We start from the raw sequence: 675 nt of genomic DNA on the forward strand, positions 1-675 counted from the left end.
TGCCAACGACGGAATCATTTCTGTTTCAAGCCTGATCGTCGGTGTCGCAGCCGCGCCAGGCTCGACTGCGAGCACAGTCCTTGTTGCGGGGGTAGCAGCATTGGTCGGGGGTGCACTGGCGATGGCGGCGGGCGAATATGTTTCGGTCAGTTCGCAGGCGGATACCGAGAACGCTGACCTTGCGCGGGAATCGGCCGAGTTGGAACGTTCGCCCGTGACCGAAACGCGGGAACTGGCCGCAATCTATGAAGGGCGTGGCGTCGAGCCGTCGCTAGCGATTCAGGTGGCCGAACAGATGATGGCACATGACGCTCTGGGAGCGCATCGCCGTGATGAGCTTGGCCTTGCTGACGACGGCGCATCGCAGCCGATGCAGGCCGCGGTATCCTCGGCCTTGGCATTTGCCGCCGGCGCGATCCTACCCGTGATCGCTGCATTAGCACCGCATAGCGCTGTGCTTTATGCGGTACCAGCAACGGCATTGGTGCTGCTTGGCGTGCTGGGTGCGCTTGGAGCGAAGGCGGGCGGCGCCCCGATCGGGCGCGCCATGATCCGGGTGGTTTTACTGGGTGTCCTTGCGATGGGGATGACGGCCCTTATTGGGGCTTTCACCGGGACGGTGGTTTAAAAGCTTTTCGTTGCCCGCGGCGATGCGACACTAGTCCGCACCGCTAC

At 63.0% G+C, this 675-nt stretch carries 1 protein-coding gene; it reads left to right on the top strand.

All coding sequences use genetic code 11. The features are described 5' to 3' along the window. Nucleotides 1-628, top strand: a 628-nt coding sequence (locus OWC48_RS45960; protein WP_282525922.1) for a VIT1/CCC1 transporter family protein, incomplete at its 5' end; no start/stop codon positions are given. Nucleotides 629-675: the final 47 nt, after the last annotated feature.

Source organism: Bradyrhizobium sp. Arg816, from assembly GCF_029989365.1.
Taxonomy (GTDB): domain Bacteria; phylum Pseudomonadota; class Alphaproteobacteria; order Rhizobiales; family Xanthobacteraceae; genus Bradyrhizobium.